The organism is Marinobacter santoriniensis NKSG1 (genome assembly GCF_000347775.1).
In the GTDB taxonomy this organism is placed as follows: domain Bacteria; phylum Pseudomonadota; class Gammaproteobacteria; order Pseudomonadales; family Oleiphilaceae; genus Marinobacter; species Marinobacter santoriniensis.
Map to the genome: position 1 here is coordinate 370,759 of NZ_APAT01000015.1, position 23,071 is coordinate 393,829.

Annotated in this window: 22 protein-coding genes; 13 read left to right on the top strand and 9 right to left on the bottom strand. The window is 58.2% G+C overall.

The window, feature by feature from the left end:
- The first annotated feature begins 95 nt into the window (after positions 1-95).
- Entirely contained in the window at positions 96-1,961 is a 1,866-nt protein-coding gene (locus tag MSNKSG1_RS07470) for a sensor domain-containing diguanylate cyclase (RefSeq protein WP_008938645.1), read from the top strand.
- Here MSNKSG1_RS07470 and MSNKSG1_RS07475 read toward each other — a convergent pair.
- The gene (locus MSNKSG1_RS07475) at positions 1,930-2,604 is read right to left on the bottom strand and encodes an alpha/beta family hydrolase (RefSeq protein ID WP_051067769.1); all 675 of its coding nucleotides are present in this window, start codon (positions 2,602-2,604) and stop codon (positions 1,930-1,932) included. The two genes, MSNKSG1_RS07470 and MSNKSG1_RS07475, sit on opposite strands and share 32 nt — an antisense overlap.
- Positions 2,605-2,809: 205 nt before the next feature.
- On the opposite strand from MSNKSG1_RS07475, the gene ccoN reads away from it, so the two are divergent.
- The 9 genes from ccoN to MSNKSG1_RS07520 all read left to right on the top strand — a co-directional run bounded on the left by ccoN (position 2,810) and on the right by MSNKSG1_RS07520 (position 11,466).
- Positions 2,810-4,240, top strand: coding sequence for a cytochrome-c oxidase, cbb3-type subunit I (gene ccoN, locus MSNKSG1_RS07480; protein ID WP_008938647.1), 1,431 nt, complete (start codon positions 2,810-2,812; stop codon positions 4,238-4,240).
- A 14-nt stretch (positions 4,241-4,254) separates the two neighbouring features.
- Positions 4,255-4,863, top strand: coding sequence for a cytochrome-c oxidase, cbb3-type subunit II (ccoO, locus tag MSNKSG1_RS07485; RefSeq protein WP_008938648.1), 609 nt, complete (start codon positions 4,255-4,257; stop codon positions 4,861-4,863).
- Between the two features lie 5 nt (positions 4,864-4,868).
- Complete coding sequence (locus tag MSNKSG1_RS07490) at positions 4,869-5,054, top strand: CcoQ/FixQ family Cbb3-type cytochrome c oxidase assembly chaperone (RefSeq protein WP_008938649.1); 186 nt, start codon at positions 4,869-4,871, stop codon at positions 5,052-5,054.
- Positions 5,051-5,941 (top strand): cytochrome-c oxidase, cbb3-type subunit III, encoded by an 891-nt coding sequence (gene ccoP / locus MSNKSG1_RS07495; protein WP_008938650.1) that lies wholly within the window; start codon positions 5,051-5,053, stop codon positions 5,939-5,941. The genes MSNKSG1_RS07490 and ccoP overlap by 4 nt, the downstream gene beginning before the upstream one ends.
- Positions 5,942-6,073: 132 nt before the next feature.
- Positions 6,074-7,507 carry a cytochrome c oxidase accessory protein CcoG gene (gene ccoG / locus MSNKSG1_RS07500; protein WP_008938651.1) on the top strand — a complete coding sequence of 478 codons (1,434 nt, stop codon included), beginning with the start codon at positions 6,074-6,076 and terminating at the stop codon, positions 7,505-7,507.
- Positions 7,508-7,551: 44 nt separating this feature from the next.
- The gene (locus MSNKSG1_RS07505; RefSeq protein ID WP_008938652.1) at positions 7,552-8,070 is read left to right on the top strand and encodes a FixH family protein; all 519 of its coding nucleotides are present in this window, start codon (positions 7,552-7,554) and stop codon (positions 8,068-8,070) included.
- Complete coding sequence (locus tag MSNKSG1_RS07510; RefSeq protein ID WP_008938653.1) at positions 8,067-10,514, top strand: heavy metal translocating P-type ATPase; 2,448 nt, start codon at positions 8,067-8,069, stop codon at positions 10,512-10,514. Before MSNKSG1_RS07505 ends, MSNKSG1_RS07510 begins: the two co-directional genes overlap by 4 nt.
- A gap of 35 nt (positions 10,515-10,549) precedes the next feature.
- Positions 10,550-10,792 carry a cbb3-type cytochrome oxidase assembly protein CcoS gene (ccoS, locus tag MSNKSG1_RS07515; protein ID WP_008938654.1) on the top strand — a complete coding sequence of 81 codons (243 nt, stop codon included), beginning with the start codon at positions 10,550-10,552 and terminating at the stop codon, positions 10,790-10,792.
- A complete protein-coding gene (locus tag MSNKSG1_RS07520) occupies positions 10,792-11,466 on the top strand; it encodes a sulfite exporter TauE/SafE family protein (protein WP_008938655.1) in 675 nt (224 codons plus the stop codon). The genes ccoS and MSNKSG1_RS07520 overlap by 1 nt, the downstream gene beginning before the upstream one ends.
- Here the strand turns inward: MSNKSG1_RS07520 and ttcA are convergent.
- Positions 11,463-12,368 carry a tRNA 2-thiocytidine(32) synthetase TtcA gene (gene ttcA / locus MSNKSG1_RS07525; protein WP_008938656.1) on the bottom strand — a complete coding sequence of 302 codons (906 nt, stop codon included), beginning with the start codon at positions 12,366-12,368 and terminating at the stop codon, positions 11,463-11,465. The genes MSNKSG1_RS07520 and ttcA overlap by 4 nt on opposite strands.
- A gap of 84 nt (positions 12,369-12,452) precedes the next feature.
- On the opposite strand from ttcA, the gene MSNKSG1_RS07530 reads away from it, so the two are divergent.
- From MSNKSG1_RS07530 to MSNKSG1_RS07540, 3 genes are read left to right on the top strand one after another with little or no spacing between them, the layout of a single operon-like run.
- Positions 12,453-13,097 (top strand): TetR/AcrR family transcriptional regulator, encoded by a 645-nt coding sequence (locus MSNKSG1_RS07530; protein ID WP_040886803.1) that lies wholly within the window; start codon positions 12,453-12,455, stop codon positions 13,095-13,097.
- Positions 13,098-13,124: 27 nt separating this feature from the next.
- The gene (locus MSNKSG1_RS07535; protein ID WP_008938658.1) at positions 13,125-13,781 is read left to right on the top strand and encodes a DNA-J related domain-containing protein; all 657 of its coding nucleotides are present in this window, start codon (positions 13,125-13,127) and stop codon (positions 13,779-13,781) included.
- Between the two features lie 26 nt (positions 13,782-13,807).
- The gene (locus MSNKSG1_RS07540; RefSeq protein ID WP_008938659.1) at positions 13,808-14,824 is read left to right on the top strand and encodes a polysaccharide deacetylase family protein; all 1,017 of its coding nucleotides are present in this window, start codon (positions 13,808-13,810) and stop codon (positions 14,822-14,824) included.
- A 7-nt stretch (positions 14,825-14,831) separates the two neighbouring features.
- Here MSNKSG1_RS07540 and MSNKSG1_RS07545 read toward each other — a convergent pair whose 3' ends face one another.
- The 7 genes from MSNKSG1_RS07545 to MSNKSG1_RS07575 form a co-directional block, all read right to left on the bottom strand.
- On the bottom strand, positions 14,832-15,887 hold the full coding sequence (locus MSNKSG1_RS07545; RefSeq protein WP_008938660.1) for a MalM family protein: 1,056 nt from the start codon (positions 15,885-15,887) through the stop codon (positions 14,832-14,834).
- Positions 15,888-15,919: 32 nt separating this feature from the next.
- On the bottom strand, positions 15,920-17,545 hold the full coding sequence (locus MSNKSG1_RS07550; protein WP_008938661.1) for an OmpP1/FadL family transporter: 1,626 nt from the start codon (positions 17,543-17,545) through the stop codon (positions 15,920-15,922).
- Positions 17,546-17,583: 38 nt separating this feature from the next.
- Positions 17,584-18,594, bottom strand: coding sequence for a hypothetical protein (locus tag MSNKSG1_RS07555; RefSeq protein ID WP_008938662.1), 1,011 nt, complete (start codon positions 18,592-18,594; stop codon positions 17,584-17,586).
- Between the two features lie 61 nt (positions 18,595-18,655).
- Entirely contained in the window at positions 18,656-19,456 is an 801-nt protein-coding gene (locus MSNKSG1_RS07560) for a C39 family peptidase (RefSeq protein ID WP_008938663.1), read from the bottom strand.
- A 231-nt stretch (positions 19,457-19,687) separates the two neighbouring features.
- Positions 19,688-21,160, bottom strand: coding sequence for an SLC13 family permease (locus tag MSNKSG1_RS07565; protein WP_008938664.1), 1,473 nt, complete (start codon positions 21,158-21,160; stop codon positions 19,688-19,690).
- Between the two features lie 33 nt (positions 21,161-21,193).
- Positions 21,194-21,814: a DUF2238 domain-containing protein gene (locus tag MSNKSG1_RS07570; RefSeq protein ID WP_008938665.1), complete on the bottom strand. Its 621-nt coding sequence runs from the start codon at positions 21,812-21,814 to the stop codon at positions 21,194-21,196.
- Between the two features lie 3 nt (positions 21,815-21,817).
- Positions 21,818-23,035: an efflux RND transporter periplasmic adaptor subunit gene (locus MSNKSG1_RS07575; RefSeq protein ID WP_008938666.1), complete on the bottom strand. Its 1,218-nt coding sequence runs from the start codon at positions 23,033-23,035 to the stop codon at positions 21,818-21,820.
- Between the last annotated feature and the right edge of the window lie 36 nt (positions 23,036-23,071).

A 23,071-nucleotide genomic window follows, 5' to 3' on the forward strand; every position in this document is an offset into this window, starting at 1 on the left:
GCTGCGACACCAAGCCGCAAATTTGAATCTGTTTAACAGTGTAAGCTGTGTAGCTTGGCTACACTCTGACTCTGTTTTTCTCTGTGGATGCCCGTATGGCACTTATCACGCGGTTGCTGTCTTTCGTTCTGCTGTTGAGCCTTGCGGGCCCGTCGCTTGCTGACAGCATGGCACGCCAGGACCGATGCCCCACGCTGGATGCCTCCAACCCATCCGCACGGGTCCGGTTGATGCAGTATGTGTGCTACCACATTGCCGATCCCGGACAGCAGGCCTATGAGGCAACAGCCCCTGACCAACTGCCGGATACGATGAAATGGACCCGGGCGAATGGTCACGACCTGGTCTTCAGTCATACCGAGTCGACCTATTGGCTCCGCCTGCATCTGACCAACCAATCCAGCGGACCATTCCGCTGGTACCTCAAACTGAATTACCCGCTGCTGGATGAGGTCACCTTCTGGCAATCCAGCCCCGCCCGGAATTCCAGACCCATCGTTACCGGTGACCGCCTGCCCTTCTCGTCACGCGGCATAGATTATCGATATTTCCTGCTCCCCGTCACCCTGGACAAGGGAGAAACCACGGACATCACCGTTCGGGTTCACAGCAGCGGTGCGCTGAATATACCGCTGACCCTGGAAACCCCTCAGGAAGTGATCGAAAGCAGTAATCACCTGACCCTGACCCATGGACTCTTTTACGGCGCTGTCGCGATCTTTGCCGCATTCAACCTGTTGCTGTTTTTCAGCTCAGGCACCTTCTACTATTTCTACAACGCGTTTTACATGGCAAGCATGGGCCTGTTCCTGTTCGCAATGGGGGGCTTTGCGAACCAGTATTTCTGGCCGGATAACCCGGACTTCGCGAACACCGCCATCCCACTGCTGCTCGGACTTTGCGCCCTGGCCATGACACTCTTCGGGCGATCCTTCCTGGAAGTCATCCGGGGGTCTGCGGCCGATCGGACCCTGAAGTTTCAGGCCTGGGCCTGTGTTGTTGCGGTGGCGGTCACCCTCTTTCTGCCCTATCACCAGACCATCCTCTCGAATACGGTACTGGCGCTCGCGGTGATCGCCAGCCTGTTCGTTTGTGCGGCGGTCCGGTGGCGGCAGGGATACCAGCCGGCCATCTGGTACCTGCTGGCCTGGATGGTCATGCTGCTGGGCGGCCTGATCTATGCGCTCGCGGCGTTTGGCTATCTCACGGATTTCCTGGCCAGCGAGTCCCTGATGCAGATCACGATCGGTGGGCAGGTGATTCTTCTCAACTACGCCATGGTGCAGCGATGGCGCCTCCTTAACCAGAAGCTTCTGGACGTGGAGCACAACGCCCGTACAGAACTGGAGGTCCAGGTACACGAGCGGACGGCCCAGTTGAGAAAGGCCATGCGCGAGCTGGAAAAAGCAAACCGGACTCTGTCCAACCTGTCGCTCAATGATGCACTTACCGGCCTGTACAACCGACGCCACCTGGACAACTGTCTGCCCGAACTCTGTGCAGAAGCGCGTCGCACCGGCAACCCCCTCTCACTGGCGCTGATCGATGCGGATCGATTCAAATCGGTCAACGATACCTGGGGCCACAGTTTTGGTGATGAGTGTCTGCGTCGAATCGCCGATGTTCTCACCCGGCACACCAAACGGCCCCGCGATGTTGCGATCCGGTTTGGCGGCGAGGAGTTTGCCCTGTTACTGCCGGGAACCGACCGCGAGGGTGCAGAAAAGGTGTGCTCGGAAATCCTGCACGACATGAGGCATGTCCCCATTGAGGGTCCGGACGGAACACCGGTCAACCTGACCCTCAGTGCGGGTATTGCCGAGCTGCGGACGGATGAAGACCGTGACGCCCTCTTCCGGAGAGCCGACGACGCTCTCTACGAAGCAAAATCCTCAGGTCGCAATCGAGTGGTCATCTCGGAGGCCCCGGTCACAGATCTGGCACCCGGGCCTGCCGGATAAAGAGCCGCGTCTGCCGCGCGGCCTCCCGAATCAGATCATCCTGGCTTTGCCCGGAACGGGCGAGCGGTTTGAAATCGTGGTTTCCACCGTCGAGCCACGTGATGGAACATCCGCCCAATTCCGGCTGACGCGCCTCCAGCTCGCCGGGTTTTCCAAATGGATCGCGAGTCCCCTGCAGGATCAGCATCGGACAGTGAATCCGGGGGAAGTGGTCGACTCGCCATCTGTCAGGCTTGCCGGGCGGATGGAATGGGTAGCCGTAGCACACCACGCCATCAACGGGCGCACTGATACTGGCCAGAATGCTGGCCATACGCCCTCCCATGGATTTCCCACCGATCCATATCGGGACCGACTCCCCGACCTCTTCACGGACCTGTGCCAGCGTCCCGGAAAAACAGTCGAGCAGGACAGGCTGGCGATCCGGAGGCCGTTTACGCCCGTCTTCCCTCCTTTTCTGCATATAGGGGAATTCGAACCTGACAACCGCCACGCCTTCTTCATCGAGTGCTGCAGCCAGTAGCTCCATGAAGTCCGAATCCGCAGGAGCACCTGCTCCATGGGCGAGAACAAGGACTACGTCGGGACCGGATACATAGCAATTGGTCTTAATCAACTCCACTTCGACCACCTTTAGGTTCATCGGGGCTATCATGACAGGGAAGACATAAACATTACGGGTATTTTCGAAAAACCGCGAGGCAGAAAGCCCCCTGAATCCGCTCCAGACCACTGATTTCGGGGAATTTGACGGATGTCAGGCTTTGATCTGAGTCATTGCAAAGATGCAATGGTTTATCCATACTTGCCTCCGCATAATTCCCCATCCTAAACCCATTGGTAAGGCTATGAGCACAGTAAATGCAAACCTGACGTACAACTACAAGGTGGTGAGGCAATTCGCCATCATGACTGTAGTCTGGGGCATTGTTGGCATGAGTATGGGCGTGCTGATCGCATCCCAACTTGTGTGGCCCGCAATGAATCTGGACTTTGCCTGGAGTCACTTCGGAAGACTCCGTCCGTTGCATACCAACGCAGTAATCTACGGGTTCGGCGGATCGGCTCTGTTCGCCACGTCCTATTATGTGGTACAGAGAACCTGCCAGGCTCGTCTGATCTCTGACGGTCTTGCCTCGTTTACCTTCTGGGGATGGCAGGCCATCCTGGTATCGGCAGCCATTACCCTTCCAATGGGTTTCACGACCAGTAAAGAATACGCAGAGCTTGAGTGGCCGATCGATATCGCCATCACAATCGTCTGGGTAGCCTATGCCCTGGTCTTCTTTGGCACGATCATGAAGCGTGCGACCAAGCACATTTATGTGGCCAACTGGTTCTACGGCGCTTTCATTATTACCGTTGCCGTCCTGCACGTCGGCAATAACCTGGAACTGCCCGCCAGCGCTTTCAAGTCCTACTCTGCGTATGCCGGCGTCACCGACGCCATGATGCAGTGGTGGTGGGGACATAATGCGGTTGGCTTCTTCCTGACCGCCGGCTTCCTGGGCATGATGTACTACTTTGTTCCCAAGCAGGCCAACCGTCCGGTCTACTCCTACCGTCTGTCGATTGTTCACTTCTGGGCGCTGATTGCCACCTATGTCTGGGCCGGCGGCCACCACCTGCACTACTCTGCGCTGCCAGACTGGGCTCAGACCGCAGGCATGATCATGTCCCTGATCCTGCTGGCACCTTCCTGGGGCGGCATGATCAACGGCATGATGACCCTGTCCGGCGCGTGGCACAAACTGCGCACCGATCCGATCCTTCGCTTCCTGGTGGTTTCCCTGTCGTTCTACGGCATGTCGACATTCGAAGGCCCCATGATGGCGATCAAGACCGTCAATGCCCTGTCACATAACACCGACTGGACTATCGGCCACGTTCATTCCGGCGCCCTCGGCTGGGTTGCCATGATTTCCATCGGCGCCATGTATCACCTGATTCCACGCCTCTGGGGTATGGTCGAGATGTACAGCATCCGCCTGATCAACGTCCACTTCTGGCTGGCCACTGTCGGGACCGTGCTTTACATCGTTGCGATGTGGGTCAACGGCATCATGCAGGGCCTCATGTGGCGTGCAGTCAACGAAGACGGCACCCTGACCTACAGCTTCGTGGAATCCGTCGAAGCCTCCCACGCCGGTTATCTGGTACGCATGATCGGTGGTGCGATCTTCCTGAGCGGCATGCTGCTCATGGCCTACAACGTGTACATGACCGTTCGCCAGAAGCAGGCGGTGGCCCAGGATAACGCAGCAGCCCAGGCTGCCTGAGGGAGAAGGACCAGATGAAACACGAACTGATTGAAAAGCACCTTGGTTTGATGATCCTCCTGATCGTACTGACGATCAGCGGCGGGTTCCTGGTGGAAGTGGTTCCCCTCTTCTTCCTGAAAGAAACCAATACACCCGTGGAGGGCCTCAAGCCCTACACCGCGCTCCAGCTTGAAGGACGGGACATCTATATCCGCGAAGGCTGCAGCGTGTGTCACACACAGCAGATCCGCCCGTTCCGCTCCGAAACCGAGCGTTACGGCCACTACTCCGTTGCCGGCGAGTTCGTCTACGACCGGCCGTTCCTCTGGGGCTCAAAACGTACAGGGCCTGACCTGGCACGTGTCGGTGGTCGTTACTCCGATGCCTGGCAGCGCCAGCACCTTTACGATCCCCGGAGTGTCGTGCCGGAATCCATCATGCCGGCGTTCCCGTGGCTGTTCGAAGACAAGGTGGATTACACCAAGACGGCCGACAAGATGAAGACCCTGCAGACACTCGGTGTGCCCTACACGGATGAGCAGATTGCCAATGCTGAGAGCGAGGTCAAGGGCAAATTCGAGATCGAAGCCCTGGTCGCCTATCTGCAGCATCTTGGCACTGTCATTTCTGAAAAGCGGTGATTCCAATGGATATCAATGAGTTACGCGGCTATCACACACTGCTGATCATGGCAGTCTTTATCGGCATCATCTGGTGGGCCTACAGTTCCCACCGGAAAAAGGCGAACGATGAGGCTGCCCAGTTGCCGTTCAGCGACGACGAAGTAGACAAGCGTACTCTCGAACAGGAAAAAACGGAGAAAAAGCAATGAGTACCTTTTGGAGCGTCTGGATCAGCGTGATCGTGCTCGGTACTGTTTTCGGCTGCATGTGGCTTCTCTTTGCAACTCGCAAGAGCCAGACCACCGACGTTGAAACGGATCGTACTACCGGTCATTCCTATGACGGCATTGAAGAGTATGACAACCCGCTGCCCAAGTGGTGGTTCTACCTCTTCCTGGCTACCTGTATTTTCAGTCTGGGCTACCTGGCTCTCTACCCGGGTCTGGGCAGCTTCAAGGGCCTGCTCGGCTGGACGTCCCACAACCAGTGGGAAGCGGAAGTCGCAGCGGCCGAAGAGAAGTACGGTGAAATCTACGCCCAGTACGGCAGTACGCCAGTCCCTGAACTGGCGAAGAACGAGGATGCCCTGAAAATTGGTCAGCGCCTGTTTGCCAATAACTGTGCGGTATGCCACGGCAGCGCGGCTCGCGGTCAGGTGGGCTTCCCCAATCTGACTGACGATGACTGGCTCTACGGTGGCGCGCCGGACAATATCCTGCACACCCTGAAGAACGGTCGGATGGGGAACATGCCTGCCAAGGGCCTGATGCCTTCGATGACCGACCAGCAGGTCGACCAGGTGGTGAACTACGTCCTCAGTTTCAGCGGTCGTGAAAAAGACGCAGAAGCCGCCAAGGCGGGTGAAGCGGTGTTCGCACAGGCCTGTGCCGGCTGTCACGGTGCCGATGCCAAGGGTAACCAGGGGATCGGTTCGCCGAACCTGACGGACAACACCTGGCTGTATGGTTCCACCTACGACTGGATCAAGGAAACGGTCATGAATGGTCGTCAGAACCAGATGCCTGCCCAGCAGGGTCGTCTGACCGATGATCAGATCCAGATTCTGGCTGCGTACGTGTACAGCCTGTCCAACTGAAAAAAGCCGGCCAGATGCTTTCTGGCCGGGTCTTTTCAACCCTGTGCCCGTCCTCTTCGGACACAGGCTTGAACAGATCCGCAGACCCTCCGAGGCCCGCTCCCCGCTTTACCATTTCATCGGGAGGTAACGATGAGCAGTGAGATTCCGGTCAAACAGGTTGACCCTTCCTCCGATCCCTCCAATAAAAACAAAAAATCAGAGACCGTAGAGCTTTATGCCAGTCGCAAAAAGATCTACGTGAAGGAAGTGAAGGGTTTCTTCCAGAGAATTCGTAACGTCAGCCTCATGGCTCTCATGGGAATGTACTTTCTGTTCGTATGGATCACCATCGACGGACAGCCGTTGATCCATTTCGACCTGCCGGCCCGTGAGTTCCACCTCTACGGTGCGACGTTTTATCCCAAGGATTTCATCTTGCTTTCGGGCATGCTGATCATCTGTGCCTTCGGACTTTTCTTCATCACCACCCTGTTTGGCCGGGTCTGGTGCGGCTATACCTGTCCGCAAACGGTCTGGACCTTCATCTTCATGTGGGTGGAGGAGCGCATTGAAGGCAGCCGGAACAAGCGAATGAAGCTGGACCGGGCCCCGACCTCCTCGGAAAAATTACTCAAGAAATCGGCGAAACACGCGATCTGGCTCCTGATAGCACTGGCAACGGGACTCACGTTCGTCGGCTATTTCTATCCGATCCGTGAGCTGATCGTCGATCTTTTCACCCTGCAGGCAAACGGATGGGCGTATTTCTGGGTGGCGTTTTTCATGGTAGCGACCTATTTGAATGCGGGCTGGATGCGCGAGCAGGTCTGCCTGTACATGTGTCCGTATGCGCGTTTCCAGTCGGTCATGTTCGACCCCAACACCCGGGTCGTATCTTACGACCCCAATCGTGGTGAGCCGAGGGGTAGCCGGAAGAAAGGCGTGGCACCCTCGGAGGTCGGCCTGGGCGATTGCATTGATTGCGGGCAGTGTGTCCAGGTCTGTCCGACCGGCATCGACATCCGGGACGGCCTGCAGTATGAATGCATTGGCTGTGCCCTGTGTATTGATGCCTGCGACGAGGTCATGGATAAAATGAATTATCCGAAAGGCCTGATCCGGTATACTACCGAGAACGAACTGGAAGGTAAGACATCGAAGCTACTTCGCCCGAGGACCTTTGGTTACGGTGCGGTTCTGCTGACCATGATCGGTGCCATCATTTTCACCCTGGCTACCCGTGTCCCCGGACAGATGGACGCACTCAGGGATCGTGGGTCACTCTACAGTTTCAATGGCGAGGGCCGGATCGAGAATTCCTACACCCTCAAGATAGCCAACATGACGGAAGTGCCCCAGACCTTTACCATTTCCGTGAGTGGCCTCGAAGGCATCCGTATTCTGACAACCACTCAGGTAAACGTGAAGAGCGGCGAGAACCGGTCTTTGCCGACGGTGGTTGACGTTCCGCCGGACGCAATCTCGGAGACCAACAGCAAAATCCGGTTCTTTGCCAAATCACAGACCGATTCTTCGCTGAATCTTGAAACTGAAAGCCGATTTGTCGGTCCCAAGAAGCGCTGAGTTCGGACACGTGACCCAAATTTACTCTCGAGAGACAGTTCAGTATGAGCGTTAACGCCCCGGTCGCCCCATGGTATCGCCAGCCCTGGTTCTGGTTTATCGCGTTTTTTCCCCTGATTACCATTGTCTGGGGCGTCGTGATGATCATCATCGCTGCCAATGTGGAAGACACCATGGTGACAGACGACTATTCCAAGAAAGGTCTGGCCATCAACATGGAGTTGAAGAAGGATGAGAAGGCCTACACCATGGGAATGGTCGGGGCACTGACCTTTGAAGGGCGGGATCTTGTCCTCAGGCTCAAATCCGATCAGGGCCCTGCCGATTACCAGTACCTGATACTGTCCCTGTACCACCCGACGCTCGCCGGGCGTGACCGGACGATCCAGTTCAATTCGAACGGCAACGGGCTATACTCGGGCAAGCTGCTGAAAGACATCAAGGGGCGCTGGTACTACATGCTGCGTGATCCCGCCGATGACTGGCAGATAAAAGGAGAGCTTCAGCTGCCCTCGGAGGGTTCGACACTCACACTGCAGGCTGACAAGCCCATTCAGGGGTGAGTATCACTCCCTGCTTCCATTGCGGGGAGCCCGCAGACGGTTCCCCGCCCATTACTCTGGAGCTTGATGGCGAGCTCCGGTATTTTTGCTGCCGCGGCTGCAAGGCCGTTTGCGAAACCATTCGCCAGGAAGGCCTCGATGGCTTCTACCGTTTCCGCACCGAACCGGCGGCGACACCCCGGGAACTCAGCGACGCAGAACTCAATCGACTCCGGGAACTGGACCATCCTCTGGTCCAGAAATCGTTCGTGTCCCCGGTCAAAGCCGGCCAGGAGGCCCAGTTACTGATTGGCGGCATCACCTGCGCTGCCTGCATCTGGCTCCTTGAGAACCATCTGAAAAAGCAGCCTGGCGTACTGGATTTCAATGTTAACCACACCACCCAGCGGGCGACCCTGGTTTGGTCTCCGGAGGAAACCCGGCTGAGCGATCTCCTGATCGCCATTCATCAACTCGGCTATACGGCCCGCCCCTACCAGGCCGATGAACTGGAAAAGCAACTCAAGGCGGAACACCGCTCCATGTTGATTCGCCTGGCGATTGCCGGCATCGGGTCGTTCCAGAGCATGATGTTGGCGTTCCCGCTGTATTTCAACATGATCAATGGGCTTTCGCCGGAGTTCGTCACCTTTTTCCGATGGTTCAGCCTCCTGGTTGCAACACCCGTGGTTTTTTACAGCGCCCGGCCCTTTTTCCAGAACGCACGGCGGGATATCCGGAGCCGTCACCTCACCATGGACGTTCCGGTCGCCATCGCCATTGGCCTGGCTTACGCCGCCAGCGCCTGGGTCACCATCGTGGGTGGAGAGGAGGTCTACTTTGAATCCGTCTGCATGTTTACCTTCTTCCTTTTGCTTGGCCGTTACGTCGAAGTCATGGCCCGTTACCGGGCCGGCCTGACCGGCAACGCACTGGCGGGTTTCCAGCCAGCGGTGGCAATCCGAGTCGCCGGAGACGATGCCGATCTGGTGCCCACCCACGACATTCAAGCCGGCGACATTGTCCGGGTCCGCCCCGGGGAGACGCTGCCCGTGGACGGCATAATCGTGACCGGGCAGTCGACGCTCAACGAAGCCGCTCTGACCGGCGAGTATCTGCCCGAATCCAGAGGCCCCGGAGATACCGTCCATGCCGGCAGCGTCAATGGCGAGAATGCCCTCGACATCCGGGTCGAGAAGGCCGGAGCGCAGACCCGCCTGTCCGGAATTCTCCGGATTTTGGATCGCATCCAGGCGGAGAAACCGCCGGTGGCCCATATGGCGGACCGGATTGCCGGCAAGTTCGTCGCCCGGGTCCTGATCCTCGCTCCCGTAGTGTGGATCGGATGGTTGCTGGCCGGTGCCCACAATGCCTTCGACATTACACTCTCCGTTCTGGTGGTCACCTGCCCCTGTGCCCTGTCACTGGCGACCCCCACCGCGATTACTTCCGCCACCATGAAGCTGCGTCGCGACGGATTCCTGCCGACCCGTGGCCACACCATAGAATCCCTGAACGATATCGATACGGTGGTTTTCGACAAGACCGGTACCCTCACCCGCGGGGAGCTGTCCCTGGTCAAGACACAAACGCTCGCGGAACTCAGCGACAAAGACTGCCTGGCACTGGCCTCGGGGCTGGAAGGCCACTCCGGACACCCGATTGCGCGGGTGTTTCATGGTCTTCCGTCGACCACAATGGCAACCGTCGAGAATCATCTGGGGGGCGGATTGACCGGTCAACGTAACGGAAAGACCTTCGCTATCGGGCATTTCGACTTTGTCCTGGCACACACCAGTGCGCCACCGCCGGATCATGAGCCGGGCCAGGGGCTGGAAGTCTGGCTGGTTTCCGATGATGCATGGCTGGCCAGATTCCAGCTCGACGACCAGCCCAGAGAGGATGCGAAGGCAGCGATTCAGGCACTCCAGGGAGCAGGCATCCGGACGATGTTGCTCAGCGGCGATCGGTCCAGCCACGTTCAGCATATTGCCGGCCTTCTGGGAATTGACGAAGCCATAGGCCAGGCGTCACCGGAAAAGAAGCTGTCCGTGCTCGAGGGTCTCAGGGATCAGGGCCACCGGGTCATGATGGTCGGCGACGGCCTGAACGACCTCCCGTCAATGGCCGGCGCGGGTGTATCCGTGGCCATGGGAACTGCAGCGGACCTGACCCAGCTCAAAGCCGACGCTGTGCTACTCAACAGCCAGTTGATGGTACTGCTGGACGCCCTGAAAGTAAGCAAGCGGACACGCCGGGTAATCCGCCAGAACCTCGCCTGGGCACTGGTCTACAATCTCGGAGCACTGCCCCTTGCCATAGCCGGACAGGTGCCTCCATGGCTCGCGGCCATTGGCATGTCCGCAAGCTCACTGATTGTGGTACTGAACGCGATCCGGCTGGGATCGGGTAAATCGGCCGGGGCACCGGTCACTACGGATGTTGGTGCCGAGGCACTCTCCTGATAATGTAGAAACAGAACCGAAAGCAGGACTGAATTGTGGAAAGCGTTCTCTACCTTGTACCGCTGATGCTGATTCTCGTTGCCGTTGGAATCGGCCTTTTTTCATGGGCGGTGAAAAGCGGCCAGTATGACGATCTGGAAGGCCCGGCTCATCGGATCCTCTACGATGACGACAAGGAAATGATCCCGAAAGACGCCCAGACGCCCGACATGAAACAGAATCCGGAGGAATCTGCCAACTCCGGTGAGGACAGCGACGGCAAAAAATCCGATTCCTGATGGCGGCCGATCTCTACCTCAGCTACTCCAGCGCCTTCATGATCGGGCTCTTGGGAAGCACCCACTGTCTCGGCATGTGCGGTGGCATCAGCGCCTCGTTGTCCATGACCCTACCCGTTGGTCGGGGATTCCGGATCCGGCAGTCGGCGATGCTGCTCAGCTTCAACCTCGGCCGCATCGCCAGTTACACCCTGATCGCCGTATTGATTGCCAGCCTGAGTACCGGCGCTGCGGAACAGTGGGCGTCAGCCGGCACGATCCTGAGAACCATCGCAGGCCTTCTGCTGATTTTCATGGGGTTGTCCATGGGACAGTGGTGGCAGGGGATTCGACACATTGAACGGGTCGGAGCGCCGGTCTGGGCAAGACTCGCACCGCTGACGCGGAAACTGATGCCGGTCCATCACCCGCTCCAGGCCCTGGCGCTCGGGGCATTGTGGGGCTGGCTTCCCTGCGGGCTGGTCTACAGCACCCTGGGATGGGCTGCCCTCCAACCGACCGTAACGTCGGCCGGTCTGACCATGTTCTGCTTCGGCCTGGGGACCCTGCCCTCTATGCTGGCGACCGGATTCGCGGCCAACCGCCTCAGGGACTTCCAGGCGAGCCAGCTCGTTCGCAAAACGACGGCTGTATTGCTGATTGCGTTCGGTTTCTGGACCCTGCCTCTGTTCTAGATATTCAGCACATCAAGGCGACCAAAGTTCTGATCCGCCTGCGGCTCGGCAGTATTGACAGACTGGCGCTTGCCGCCAAGACGCCGGCCTTCCCTGAAATCGTAGAGATCCGGGTCCGCCAGGTGGGAAGGCTCCACATTGCACATGGCCCGGAACATCGTTTCCAGACGACCGGGGTGTTGCTTGTCCCAGGTCTGGAACATCTCCTTGATCACCTGTCGTTGAAGGTTTTCCTGAGATCCGCACAGATTGCAGGGAATGATCGGAAATTTCCTCAACGAGGCATAACGCGCAATGTCCTTCTCACGGCTGTATGCCAGCGGACGTATGACCGTGTTACGACCATCGTCACTGTGCAGGACCGGGGGCATGGATTTGAGTTTGCCGCCGTAGAACATATTCAGGAACAGCGTTTCGAGCAGGTCATCACGGTGATGCCCCAGCGCGATCTTGGTAACCCCGTGCTCCTCGGCGAAATTGTAAAGAATTCCACGACGTAGGCGGGAACAAAGGCCACACGTGGTCTTCCCTTCCGGGACCTTTTCCTTGACAATGCTGTAGGTGTCCTTCTCGATGATGTGATATTCGATCCCGAGAGAACTGAGGTATTCCGGCAGTACGTCTTCCGGGAAACCCGGTTGTTTCTGGTCGAGATTAACGGCAATCAGTTCGAACGACACCGGGGCGCTCTTCTGCAGATTCAGCAGAATGTCGAGCATGGCATAGGAATCCTTGCCACCGGACAGGCAACACATAACCTTGTCGCCCGCCTCAATCATCGAGAAATCAGCGATGGCCTGACCGACTTCACGGCGCAGACGCTTCTGTAGCTTGTTGATTTCCACCTTCTGTCGACGTTCCCGCTCGGATGCGGTAACAGGCTCAGGAGATTGGGCGATCATCGTTTCGGACATAACAACCACGTTCGTAAAATCAGTGAACCCGCGATTATACGCGTCACAGGGATTCAGGGACAGGTCAGCAACATGGATAAGTTACAGGACGAAACCGCTGCCATCGGCCGGCGGGAACGCAATCGCATCCGCAATCGCAAAGCCATTCTCACATCCGCCAGGGACACGTTCCGGGAACTCGGCTACGACCGGGCCACGATCCGGGATATTGTCCAGCGCAGCGGTCTTGCCACAGGCACTTTCTACAATTATTTCACGAGCAAGCAGGACATCTTCGCCACACTCCTGACCGATTTCCTGACTCGCCTGAATGACGGCCTGGTCCGGAATCGCCGGTCCGCCCACACGACGGAGGATTTTGTCCACCGTGCCTACCTCGGCCTTTACCAGGCGACGGCCCGGGATCCGCTGGTCTATGAACTGGCTCGCCAGAATGACCGGGCACTGAGAAACCTGTTCGGCTCTAATCTTCTTGAACTGGCCATGTCGTCCCTGGAAGAGGATGTACGGGATGCGATGGAGCGTGGTCTTCTGCCTTCCGTGGACTACGAGTATCTGTGCGCCAGTTTTTTCGGGGTGGCCTACGAGATGAGCCTGTCGGTGGCTCGCAGGGCCCACAATGCTCCCGAATCAGCGGAACAGGAAGCCGAGCGGGCCGCACGATTTTCCACGGTCCTTTTCCTTGGCGGACTGCCGGAACTGGCAAAACTTTCCTGAGAGCGAACTCTCCCCTACCATAGCCTCATGACCGAGATGCCTTTAAAAGAGACGATCAGGTCGGCCGAGGCAGAAACCGCCCTCAACCGGCAGATCGAACACCTGCTGGTCGCCGTTGAGCATGAATTGCGAAGCTCACCAGACGGCATGGACGAGCTGAACCTGATCAAAACGCTGCAGCGACCGCCCTGGCAGCTGCTGGGACAGGTAAATTTTCACGAGCCGGAAATGCTGTATCCGGTGCATTTTGTGCTGTTTCACGTCCTGTACCGCCTGCGGGATCGACTGACCGAATTCGGCGAACGCCTCGACATTTCGCCCCTGCGCATAAAGCTGTCCCGGGAATCCGTGATCGGTGGAACGGGTGTGCCCGGCCAACAGGACGAGCTTAGAAACTTCTATCTGGACCTGAACCATTATCTGCTGTCCGAGGACTCGATCCGCCAAATGATGGACGATTTCTGGTCGGGTCGACCAGCAGCCCGCCCCGCCCCCGAGGACATCCAGAAGGCCGCCCGAGTGCTGGGATTTGACCTCATTCCTTCCGAGTTCGCCGAGGTAAAGCGACGGTTCCGCCGGGCGGTCATGCAGGCCCACCCGGATCGCGGGGGTACCACCGAAACAGTCCAGAACCTGAACCAGGCGTTCTCAGTCCTGAAACACCATTTCCAGCCTTCAACCTGATCACTCCTCAAACCGGACGCGCAAACATGCTGAAACACAGCCTTCTCATGTCCCTGTTGGCCGCCGCCAGCCTCAATGCCAGAGCAGACCTTGTCGTGCTGCAGTATCATCACGTCAACGACAGCACCCCGCCATCCACCAGCACCTCCGTTTCACTGTTCCGGGCACAGATGAAGATGGTTGAGACGATGGGGCTTCCCGTCGTGCCGCTGAAAGAAGGCACCAGGAAAGCGCTTGAGGGGAATGACCGCAAAGAGGTGGCCATCACCTTTGACGACGCCTACGACTCCGTTTACCTGACCGCGGCCCCGCTGCTGGACGATCACGGTTTTCCCTATACCGTTTTCGTCAACACCGATGCTGTCGGGCGGACCGGTTATATGACCTGGGAGCAGCTCCGCACGTTATCCCGTCGCCCCGGAGTGACAATCGCCAATCACAGCGCCGACCATGGGCACCTGGTGCAACGGCCGGACGAGGATGTCGCAGACTGGAACCGGCGCGTCGATCAAAGCCTCGATCGGGCAAGCGAGGCCCTTCAGAACCGCCTCGCAAGTGATCCGACGCTATTTGCCTACCCCTACGGGGAATTCGACGTCCGGCTCCAGAAAAAGCTGACGGAACGGCAGTGGTACGGGTATGGCCAACAATCCGGACCGATTGGTCCCGGGTCCGATCCGACCCGAATGCCCCGGTTTCCGATGGCCAATGCCTACGGACAATTGGGAAGCCTCAAAAGTAAATTGAACAGTCTGGCCTTTCCGACAGAGGCGAATGCGTTGCCGGATAGTGTGATCCGCTCGAACCCACCCGCACTGGATCTGACACTCAGCGATGCCTGGTCACCCGAACGGTTGACCTGCTTTGCCTCCGGAATGGGGCGTATCGAGGTAAATATTGAAGGGCAAAGCCGGGTGGATGTGGAGGCGCCACGCCCCTTCGATAGCCGACGGTTTCGCTACAACTGTACGTATCCCGCCGGTAATGGCCATTTCTTCTGGCTGTCTCAACCGTGGCTTGATCTGAGCCGGCCGGAGGACTGAGTCCCGGTCAGTCTTCCGATGCCATCTCAAGGCCCAGTTCGCCGGTCTTCACATGAGGAATCGCCTTGGGCCCGTACCGGGTCTCCGTTACCGTCTGATTGTCCAGATCCTGGTTACGGGTAAAGATGACCATCCATCGTTCGCCAATTGCCGGGAAAACCGGCAACCAGGACTCCAGATAGGCCTGGGAATGCCAGTTTTCAGGCACGAACCTGGCTGCGATATCCGTCACCACCCGCAATGGCTGGAAATCCGCATCCAGAAAAACCAGTGACGGCACAAACACTCCGTCGCTGGCGTAGGATCTCAAATGGAGCACAAAGTCCGGATGTTGTCGGGGCCAGGGCAATTCGATGACCGCATAGGGGCTTTCGCCCGTTGTAAATTTATGGGTCGACGACTCCGCATCCAGGTCCACTTCGAACTCCCGTCCGGAGATCCAGGGCTGGCGATCACCGGTTTTGAGGGACTGGCAGCAGGCTTTGGCAAAGGTTGTAAAGAAGGTTCCGGCTTCGTCAGCGCCAAGTATGGCCAGAGCGTTGGGGTCGTAACCCTTCACTGGCTGTTCGGGCAGCCCGCCCTCCCCGGGCTCGTGCGTTGTCGCAGGCGTTAGCGTAATCGGGGGCGGAATCCGGCCCTTCTGCTGATCGGTCCGAGTGTCAGGCGTGTAATAGCTGACACGGATGTTCCCCTCGGCGTCTTTCCATGTGAAATACGGCTTGGGCTCACCCTTGCGAATGTAACCTTTTTTCGCCAGTTCGTTCGCATCGGGGTAGTTCTCCAGCGTGTATTCATCTTCTTCCTGGAGACCGGCAGGCACGTCTGGCGACCCGCTGCCCTCATCGGCAGCGGGATTGCTCTGGCGGGTGCTGGCGGCGACTTTTGGAGCTTTATCGCCATCGCCTTCGGGAATGGGTGAATAGCGGACCTGGCCCTGTTCATCGACCCAGGTGAAGTAGCCTTCCTTTTCACTGACCGGGGACCCGCCGACCTGACAGCCGGTTGAGAGGAGCGTCACCAGAGTCAGGAAACACAGGCGTTGGTCAAGGCGCCATTGGGACATTGCTTACCACCAGGTCGTCGAGACAGGAGTCATCAGAATTTGGTGCGGAAGCTCAAGCCGGCCGAGACCACCCGCAACGATGTCTTTATATCCAGCCCCGCATAGGGATTGTAGATGATGTTGGTAATATTATCGCAGTTCACGTTACAACTGCCGTTTGCCGGTATTGTCTCGATCGACTGGAGATAGCTGAGATTCATGTCGATCTGCGTGTCCTTGTCCCAGCGATACCCCATCCCGATGCTGTAGAGATTGGCCCCGCCGAACGGTGCCATGATCTGCCGCTGGTCATCGGGGATCACCGAATCCCGGATCTCTACACCGGCCCGCAAGTCCAGGCGGGAAGATGCATGAAACTCCGCACCAAAGGCCCAGTTCCATTGGCTCTTGAAGCCCAGTGGCAACCTGAGGGTGTTGGGTGTGGCATTGTCCGGCGACAGGATCCGTGCCGCATTGAGGAACTCCAGGTTTCGATCGAACCTGAACAGGAACGCATCCCACTGGGCATAGTCCGTCCAGCCAATGTCCGCGTTAAGGGTGAGCTTGGGATGCACATCCACGCTAATCCCCGTCTGGAAGTGCTGCGGATAAACCAGATCCATGCTGACATTACCCGCCTCCCTCGGCGCGCCGGAGGGCAGGCTCAGGATCGCCGATGTGATCGCCCCCAGAACCGAACTGTTCACGCTCTGCCAGAAACCGGACCAGTCATCGGTATACTGGATCTCGAACGTGCCCTTCATGTTCATGTCGGCTTCCGAGGAGTAGTTTGCTCCCCAGGTGAACCAGTCGGTCGGCTCCCACATCACGCCCAGGTGATAGGTGGGAGAAAGGCTGTCCTCCACCTTGATATTGAGCGCACCGATATCGTCCCAGGGACCGACATTACCCCCACAGAGTGCAAGCCACGGCTGCAGAGGTTCGTCCCCACTCTCGCAGTTGAACGCGTCCTGCAGGATCTCCGCCACGCCCAGCAGCATGTTCGGAGCGCGCATGTACTGATCCGCCGCAATGCCCTGATGCGACAGATGGATACCCGCCCCGACCGACCAGGCATCATTGATTTTATAGCCAACGGTCGGCGACAGGTAAGTGATCCGCTGCAACGCCGCTGCCTGGGGCTGATAACGGCCGGGATCGTCCTTTTCTCGGTAAAAACCAGCTGCCATGGGCAGATAGAAGGCGTTGGCAAAGGTCAGCTTGGACCCCGGTGGATTGATACTGATACCCGCCGATGGGGCGACGGCGGGCCCCGGCGGCATTCTCAATATGCCGTAGCCGGGCACGAACAGGGCCACGTTGTTGGTATGGCTGTGGCTGTTCGCGACGGGATCTTTCTGTTTGCCCGTTTTCGGATCGATCTCCAGGCCATCGATGCCGAAGATCTCGTAACCGTCCGGCGCATAGAAATCCGCGTCACTGTCGAGATAAACGCTCAACAGGTTCACTTCCAGCTGGCGACCATCCAGCTTGGTCAGGCCCGCCGGATTGTAGTGGACGGCCATGATGCCCGGGGGGTCTGCGGTTACCGCGTTACCCAGCGCCAGGGCCTTGGGATGGATCGTCAGGTTCTGGGTAAACTGGGCGTGCGCCCCGCACGAAAGCGTCGATGCGATCAGGGCTGCGAGTATGTGCCGGTTGCGCTTGTTGTGTCCCATGAAAGTCTTCCCTTGCCGAAATTCGCCGACCTCTGCAATCACTCTTTCAGGCCAGAGAAGTTAATGGGCAGGGAGACCCCCACAGAAAAGTCCGGCGCGTCTTCCGTCAGACCAATACCAAGACTCGTGTTCACAATGGTGGTCTCACTGACACGGGTACCCAGGGACATGCTCAGAAAGCCGGTCATCTGATCCTGTGCCACGGCCTGCTCTCCATTGGAGAAGGTCAGGATGGTCTGATCGCTGTAGCTCAGCTGGGCGGAGATACTCAGGGAGACATCGTAGGAGAGTGAATACGCAAAACCGGCAGATCCGGAAAGACCGAATCCGGGCTCCACTTCGACCAGCAGTCGAGCACCACGAACCTGATTCAGGTCCTTGGCTGGCAGATTATAGGTCGCGCTGACCGAACCGAATACGACCACGGGATCCAGTACCTTGGACAGGCTGGCGCCGCCGCCCAGCGAATAATAACCGCTGCCGGTGGAGAGCTGTTCCTTGATATCGATTTCGTAGGGGCTGACACCGGTCTTGGTGGTCAGCGTGCCGAAAAAGGTCGTGGACATCTTGCCCGGTACGTAGGCAAACGGCTGCCAACGGCCGGTGAAGGAAACATCCCCGACGTCGTAAACGCTCAGTTCATCTTCGGTGTCGTATTTGACGACCAGCGGAATCCGGGTACCAATGGTGACGTTATCCAGCAAGCCGTAATCGTAGGAAAACGAGTTGGTGAAATTGTGCGTCGCCGAGGGCACCACGTCGAGGTTCCGGACAGAGCCATTGGTGATGGCGAGGTCCAGCCGCTGGTCTCCGGTATAGGAATAGTCAAAGGAGTAGTTCAGCGCATGGGTTCCCTTCTTCTGGAGGGAATAGTTTTTTTCTGCCGCCTGAAACACCTCTTCGAGCTGCTTGGAGGAATCTTCGTCCCCTTCCTGTTTGGCAAGCGCTTCCCGCGCTTTGTCCACGTTCCCATCCTGTGCCAGAACCATGCCTGGAAACAGAGCTGCCGTGGAAACAAGGATAAAACCTCGCACGAACCAACGATTCATCCTGACTCCCTAATCTTGTATTTGTAGTGTTCCTGTTCCGGGAGACCTGCCCCCGAATGCACTAGTTGCGACGGTAGTACAGTTGTTTGCGGGTATTCTCTACACTGCCGTCCGGGTTGTTCTTCTGTCGCTCCAGCAAATTCTGGATACGCCTTTCGGTGGCCTCGTGGAATTCCGGAATACGGTCCAGTGCCAACAGGGTCATTGTCTGGTCGTCCACAAAACGCAGGTCTTCCTCTTTGAGCTCGAGGTTATCGAGCGGTTTGTCACTGCCCGGAAAAACGATGAAGAGTACGTTGCCGTCCCATTTGTTTTCGAATTGCGGGAGCGTAAACGAGATGTTGCCCACGGAGGGATCCGCGATGAATGCCCGTCCATCCCGGATCGTCCGGAGCACCACGAAGTGTTTGAAGCCGGCATGGTGAATCGGAACGATGGCGGGGTGATCCAGGTCTTTGAGATCGTCGATCGTTGCCCGGAAGCCACCGGACGGATACCCCAACGCTGTGACCAGACGTTTCATGTCAAGCATTGAGAAGGCCCGGCGCTGGACGATTCGGTCGCTTTCGCCGTAATGCAGCAGCCCCTCCATCACCTGACGCTCTGACAGGGTTCGTCCGAGGTAGTAGTTCAATATGATGGTCAGCGCGGCACTGCCACAACTGTAGTCATAGGCCTGGTGGACAATGTTCCGGTACTTCTGCTCCACCAGGGGCTCCACCCGGATATCATTCCTGAGCTTGACCGGACTGGAATCCACGTCCTGTTCGATCACAATCTCGTTTTTATCGAACGGCTCCACCTTGGTCGCTTCCTGCACCATGGCGAATGTTAGGATAGATCCGGCGAGCACCAGCAGCATGTCAGACGAAGTCCCTGTTTCTTTTGACCACGATAGGCATCGGGTTACATGTTGTTACGGTAAGATACCGAAATCCCGGTACCCTTAAAGATAACTGTGCCTCAAATCTGCCCCTGCAGAAGAGGCCGCCGGCGGGCGTTTTGAGAACTGGTTCATGCCGTTATGAGGGGGACCCCGGACACACCATGAGGCTGCCCGAAGCATATCAGGAAGCTTACCTCGGTTTCACCGTCAGCTGACGAAGATCAGCCCGACCAGTGCGTAACTGACCACGGTAACCACCACGATCCCCATCAGGTTCAGGGCAAAGCCTGCGTGAATCATGTCGCCTATGGCCATATCACCACTGGAAAAGACGATGGCGTTGGGCGGCGTCGCCACTGGCATCATGAAGGCGCAGCTGGCCGCAATGGCTGCCGGTACCGTCAGCAATACCGGCGGGAGACCCTGGGCCTGGGCCAGTGCACCCAGCAACGGCAGGAAGGCAGCAGCCGTGGCCGTATTACTGGTCACCTCGGTGAGAAAGATGATCACGGTAATGACCAGGGCCATAAGAGCCAATGTCGGGAGAATGCCGGCGGTTCCCAAAGCACCGGCAATCCAGGCCGCCGGCCCCGAACTGCTGATTACGCCAGCCATCGCGAGGCCGCCCCCGAACAGAAGGAGGACCCCCCAGGGCAATCCCTTGGCGGTATCCCAGTCCATCAGGAACTGCCCTTCCCGCACGTTGACCGGAATCAGGAACATCAGGATCGCTGCGGAAACCGCAATCCCCGTATCATTCAGCCAGGGCATCAGTGAATCCGACAGCAGGGGCCGGAGAATCCAGGCAGTAGCCGTAATGAGAAACACGACGGCCACCCACCTTTCGCCCCTGCCCATTGGCCCCAGAGACGTCAGCTCTTTCAGGATGAGCTCGCGACTGTCGCCACCGTCGGAAATCCCGTAATCCTTGCGGGTAAGCCACCACCAGGCCAGAAAAAGCATAATGGCGGACACCGGCACGCCCACCAGCATCCACTGGGCAAAGCCGATGGACAATCCCACGGTTTCGTTCAGGTAAGCTGCCAGCAGGGCGTTCGGTGGCGTACCAATCAGGGTCGCAATTCCTCCGATACTGGCGGAATAGGCAATCGCCAGGAGCAGCGAGGTCGCATACCGACGAACTCCGTCGGAACGGGTCGAACTGGCGGACTCCAGCATAGCAATGACGGATGCCCCAATCGGTAACATCATGATCGCCGTTGCGGTATTGCTCACCCACATGCTCAGGAAGGCGGTCGCAAGCATGAACCCGGCAATCTGCCGGCGTGGATTGCCACCTACCGCCTTCAGCGTCAGCAAGGCAATACGGCGATGGAGATTCCAGCGCTGCATCGCGAGACCCAGCGTAAAGCCACCGAGGAACAGAAAGATAATCGGATGGGCAAAAGGCTGGGTCGCGTCGGCAACAGACCCCAGGCCCAGCGCGGGCACCAGCACGATGGGCAACATGGCCGTCGCCGGAATCGGAATGGCTTCCGTACTCCACCAGGTCGCCATCATCAGCATCAGTCCCAGCGCCGCCCAGGCATCGTCGTCCAGAGTGCCGGGCGCCGGCAGCACCAGCACCATGACCAGGAATCCAACGCCGAGGACCAATCCGACCAGCCGACTGATCGCCAGGCCTTGTGAGGCCGTGTGCCCAGTATCGGTGTCAGCCATTAACCGTCTCCCCTGAAAAAGCGCGGAATACCCTCACGTTGCGGAGCTCACGTTCGCCAGCTGACGATCATGAAGGTTTCGCATCAACAGAACAGCAAGCACAGCGCCCAGTAGCGCCCATCCCATGTCCGACTGCGTATCCCAGATATAACCCTGTGTTCCCAGGAAAGAATCCGCGGCCTCCTCACTGACGAGCGCCACCCACCACTCAATGAGTTCATAGAACGCACTGAGCGCCAGACAGAAGCACACCACAAAGAAGGCCGTCCAGCGAGGACGGGCAAACACGCCCAACCGGATCACGACCTCCCGGGCGATCATCGCGGGGATAAACCCCTGGGCGAAATGCCCCAACTTGTCATAGTTGTTGCGCTGCCAACCAAACCAGTCTCCGAGGTGATCGAACAGGGGCACCTCGGCATAGGTATAGTGGCCACCAATCATCAGAATGACGGAGTGGACAAGCACCAGCCAGTAGACCAGCGGTGTCAGCGGGAAACGCCGGTAGCTCCAGGCAACGACGACGAATCCGACGGCGGCCGGGAGAACTTCGAGGACCCACGTCATCCGGTCTTTCGGTGCAATACCCGACCAGATGAACGCCGTCAGGAAAAGAACTGTCCAGACTGCAATCGATGTCCGTTTCTGACTCATGAGTTACCGCACCCTTATGCTTGTACCATCCTCAAGCTGCCGGTCGGGATGGCGAACCACCTGATCGCCCGCCGACAGCCCCTCCAGAATCTGTGTATCCAGGCCGTTGCTGCGTCCGGTTCGGACCGGGGTCCGAACGACCGTATCCCCCCGGGCGAGAAAGACATGGGACTCGCCCGCGTAATCAAAAATCGCCGATGACGGTACCGTCAGCACGTCATCGCCAGACCAGAGTATAAAGCTGGCGTCCACTCGGTAACCGTCACCCAGAGACTGCCAGTCCTCGAACGGGCTGAGGATATCGGCCACCACCTGTACCCGCTGCTCTTCGACCCCCAATGCCGAAATGTCCTCGAAGCCCACCGGTTCAACCCGGCGCACGGCGCCCCTAAGGGTGACGCCGCCCCAACCGTCGAAACGCACCGGCATGCCCGGCTTGAGCTTGACCGCATCGAAACTCAGAACATCCACGACCACCTCCAGTGCGGCGGGGTCTCCCACCTCAAGGATCGGATCGCCGGCCTGAATCACCCCTTCACTTTCTCTTGCCACGGAGAGGACCGCTCCGTTGACCGGCGAATTCACCGTGACCCGGTCGCCACTGTCGTTTCCGTTCATCCTGGCTGCAGAAACATCAAGCCGGGTTCTCGCCGCTGCCAGTTCGTGGGCCATCACTTCTTCTTCAAACCTCGCTGACCGCAGCATGGCTTCGGCATGATCGGCGCTGGCCCGGGCCTGATCCAGCTGTTCACCGGAAACAAAACCGGTGGAGCCCCTGTCCGTCAGTGACTGCAGGCGAGCAAACTCCTGACGCGCCATCCGCGCTTCAGCCTCTGCCGCCGATACCTGCTGGCGTGCGGACTTCAGGGCCGAGGCGGCCGACTCTACCTTGGCTTGCGCCTCGGCACGGCTTCTTGCATCCAGGACCGCGGTCGGCATCGGATCGATCTCGGCGACGACATCACCCATCTTGATGGCATCGCCCACCTCCAGGGTCACGCGTCGGAGATAACCGGACACGGGAGTGGAAATGACATACCGATCCCTCACCCGGGTCTTGCCTTCCTCGGTCACCGTCACCTCCAACGGTCCTCTCTGGGCGACTGCAAGATCCACCCAGACCGGATCAGGCCGAAAGGTCAGAAACAACGCCCCTGCCGCCAACACGCCACAGACAATCCAAAACAGCCACTTACCCACTGCGTGCCTGACCTTATCCATCACTCGCCCTATACATCCCGATACTCCGCATTCTTC

Coding starts and splice junctions, on each gene's coding strand:
- MSNKSG1_RS07540 (WP_008938659.1), top strand. CDS start 13,808: ATGCTGAAACACAGCCTTCTCATGTCCCTGTTGGCCGCCGCCAGCCTC.
- MSNKSG1_RS07535 (WP_008938658.1), top strand. CDS start 13,125: ATGACCGAGATGCCTTTAAAAGAGACGATCAGGTCGGCCGAGGCAGAA.
- MSNKSG1_RS07575 (WP_008938666.1), bottom strand. CDS start 23,035: ATGGATAAGGTCAGGCACGCAGTGGGTAAGTGGCTGTTTTGGATTGTC.
- MSNKSG1_RS07530 (WP_040886803.1), top strand. CDS start 12,453: ATGGATAAGTTACAGGACGAAACCGCTGCCATCGGCCGGCGGGAACGC.
- MSNKSG1_RS07560 (WP_008938663.1), bottom strand. CDS start 19,456: ATGCTGCTGGTGCTCGCCGGATCTATCCTAACATTCGCCATGGTGCAG.
- ccoO (WP_008938648.1), top strand. CDS start 4,255: ATGAAACACGAACTGATTGAAAAGCACCTTGGTTTGATGATCCTCCTG.
- ccoP (WP_008938650.1), top strand. CDS start 5,051: ATGAGTACCTTTTGGAGCGTCTGGATCAGCGTGATCGTGCTCGGTACT.
- MSNKSG1_RS07545 (WP_008938660.1), bottom strand. CDS start 15,887: ATGTCCCAATGGCGCCTTGACCAACGCCTGTGTTTCCTGACTCTGGTG.
- MSNKSG1_RS07505 (WP_008938652.1), top strand. CDS start 7,552: ATGAGCGTTAACGCCCCGGTCGCCCCATGGTATCGCCAGCCCTGGTTC.
- MSNKSG1_RS07470 (WP_008938645.1), top strand. CDS start 96: ATGGCACTTATCACGCGGTTGCTGTCTTTCGTTCTGCTGTTGAGCCTT.
- ccoG (WP_008938651.1), top strand. CDS start 6,074: ATGAGCAGTGAGATTCCGGTCAAACAGGTTGACCCTTCCTCCGATCCC.
- MSNKSG1_RS07570 (WP_008938665.1), bottom strand. CDS start 21,814: ATGAGTCAGAAACGGACATCGATTGCAGTCTGGACAGTTCTTTTCCTG.
- MSNKSG1_RS07490 (WP_008938649.1), top strand. CDS start 4,869: ATGGATATCAATGAGTTACGCGGCTATCACACACTGCTGATCATGGCA.
- MSNKSG1_RS07520 (WP_008938655.1), top strand. CDS start 10,792: ATGGCGGCCGATCTCTACCTCAGCTACTCCAGCGCCTTCATGATCGGG.
- MSNKSG1_RS07555 (WP_008938662.1), bottom strand. CDS start 18,594: ATGAATCGTTGGTTCGTGCGAGGTTTTATCCTTGTTTCCACGGCAGCT.
- MSNKSG1_RS07475 (WP_051067769.1), bottom strand. CDS start 2,604: ATGAACCTAAAGGTGGTCGAAGTGGAGTTGATTAAGACCAATTGCTAT.
- ttcA (WP_008938656.1), bottom strand. CDS start 12,368: ATGATCGCCCAATCTCCTGAGCCTGTTACCGCATCCGAGCGGGAACGT.
- MSNKSG1_RS07565 (WP_008938664.1), bottom strand. CDS start 21,160: ATGGCTGACACCGATACTGGGCACACGGCCTCACAAGGCCTGGCGATC.
- ccoN (WP_008938647.1), top strand. CDS start 2,810: ATGAGCACAGTAAATGCAAACCTGACGTACAACTACAAGGTGGTGAGG.
- MSNKSG1_RS07550 (WP_008938661.1), bottom strand. CDS start 17,545: ATGGGACACAACAAGCGCAACCGGCACATACTCGCAGCCCTGATCGCA.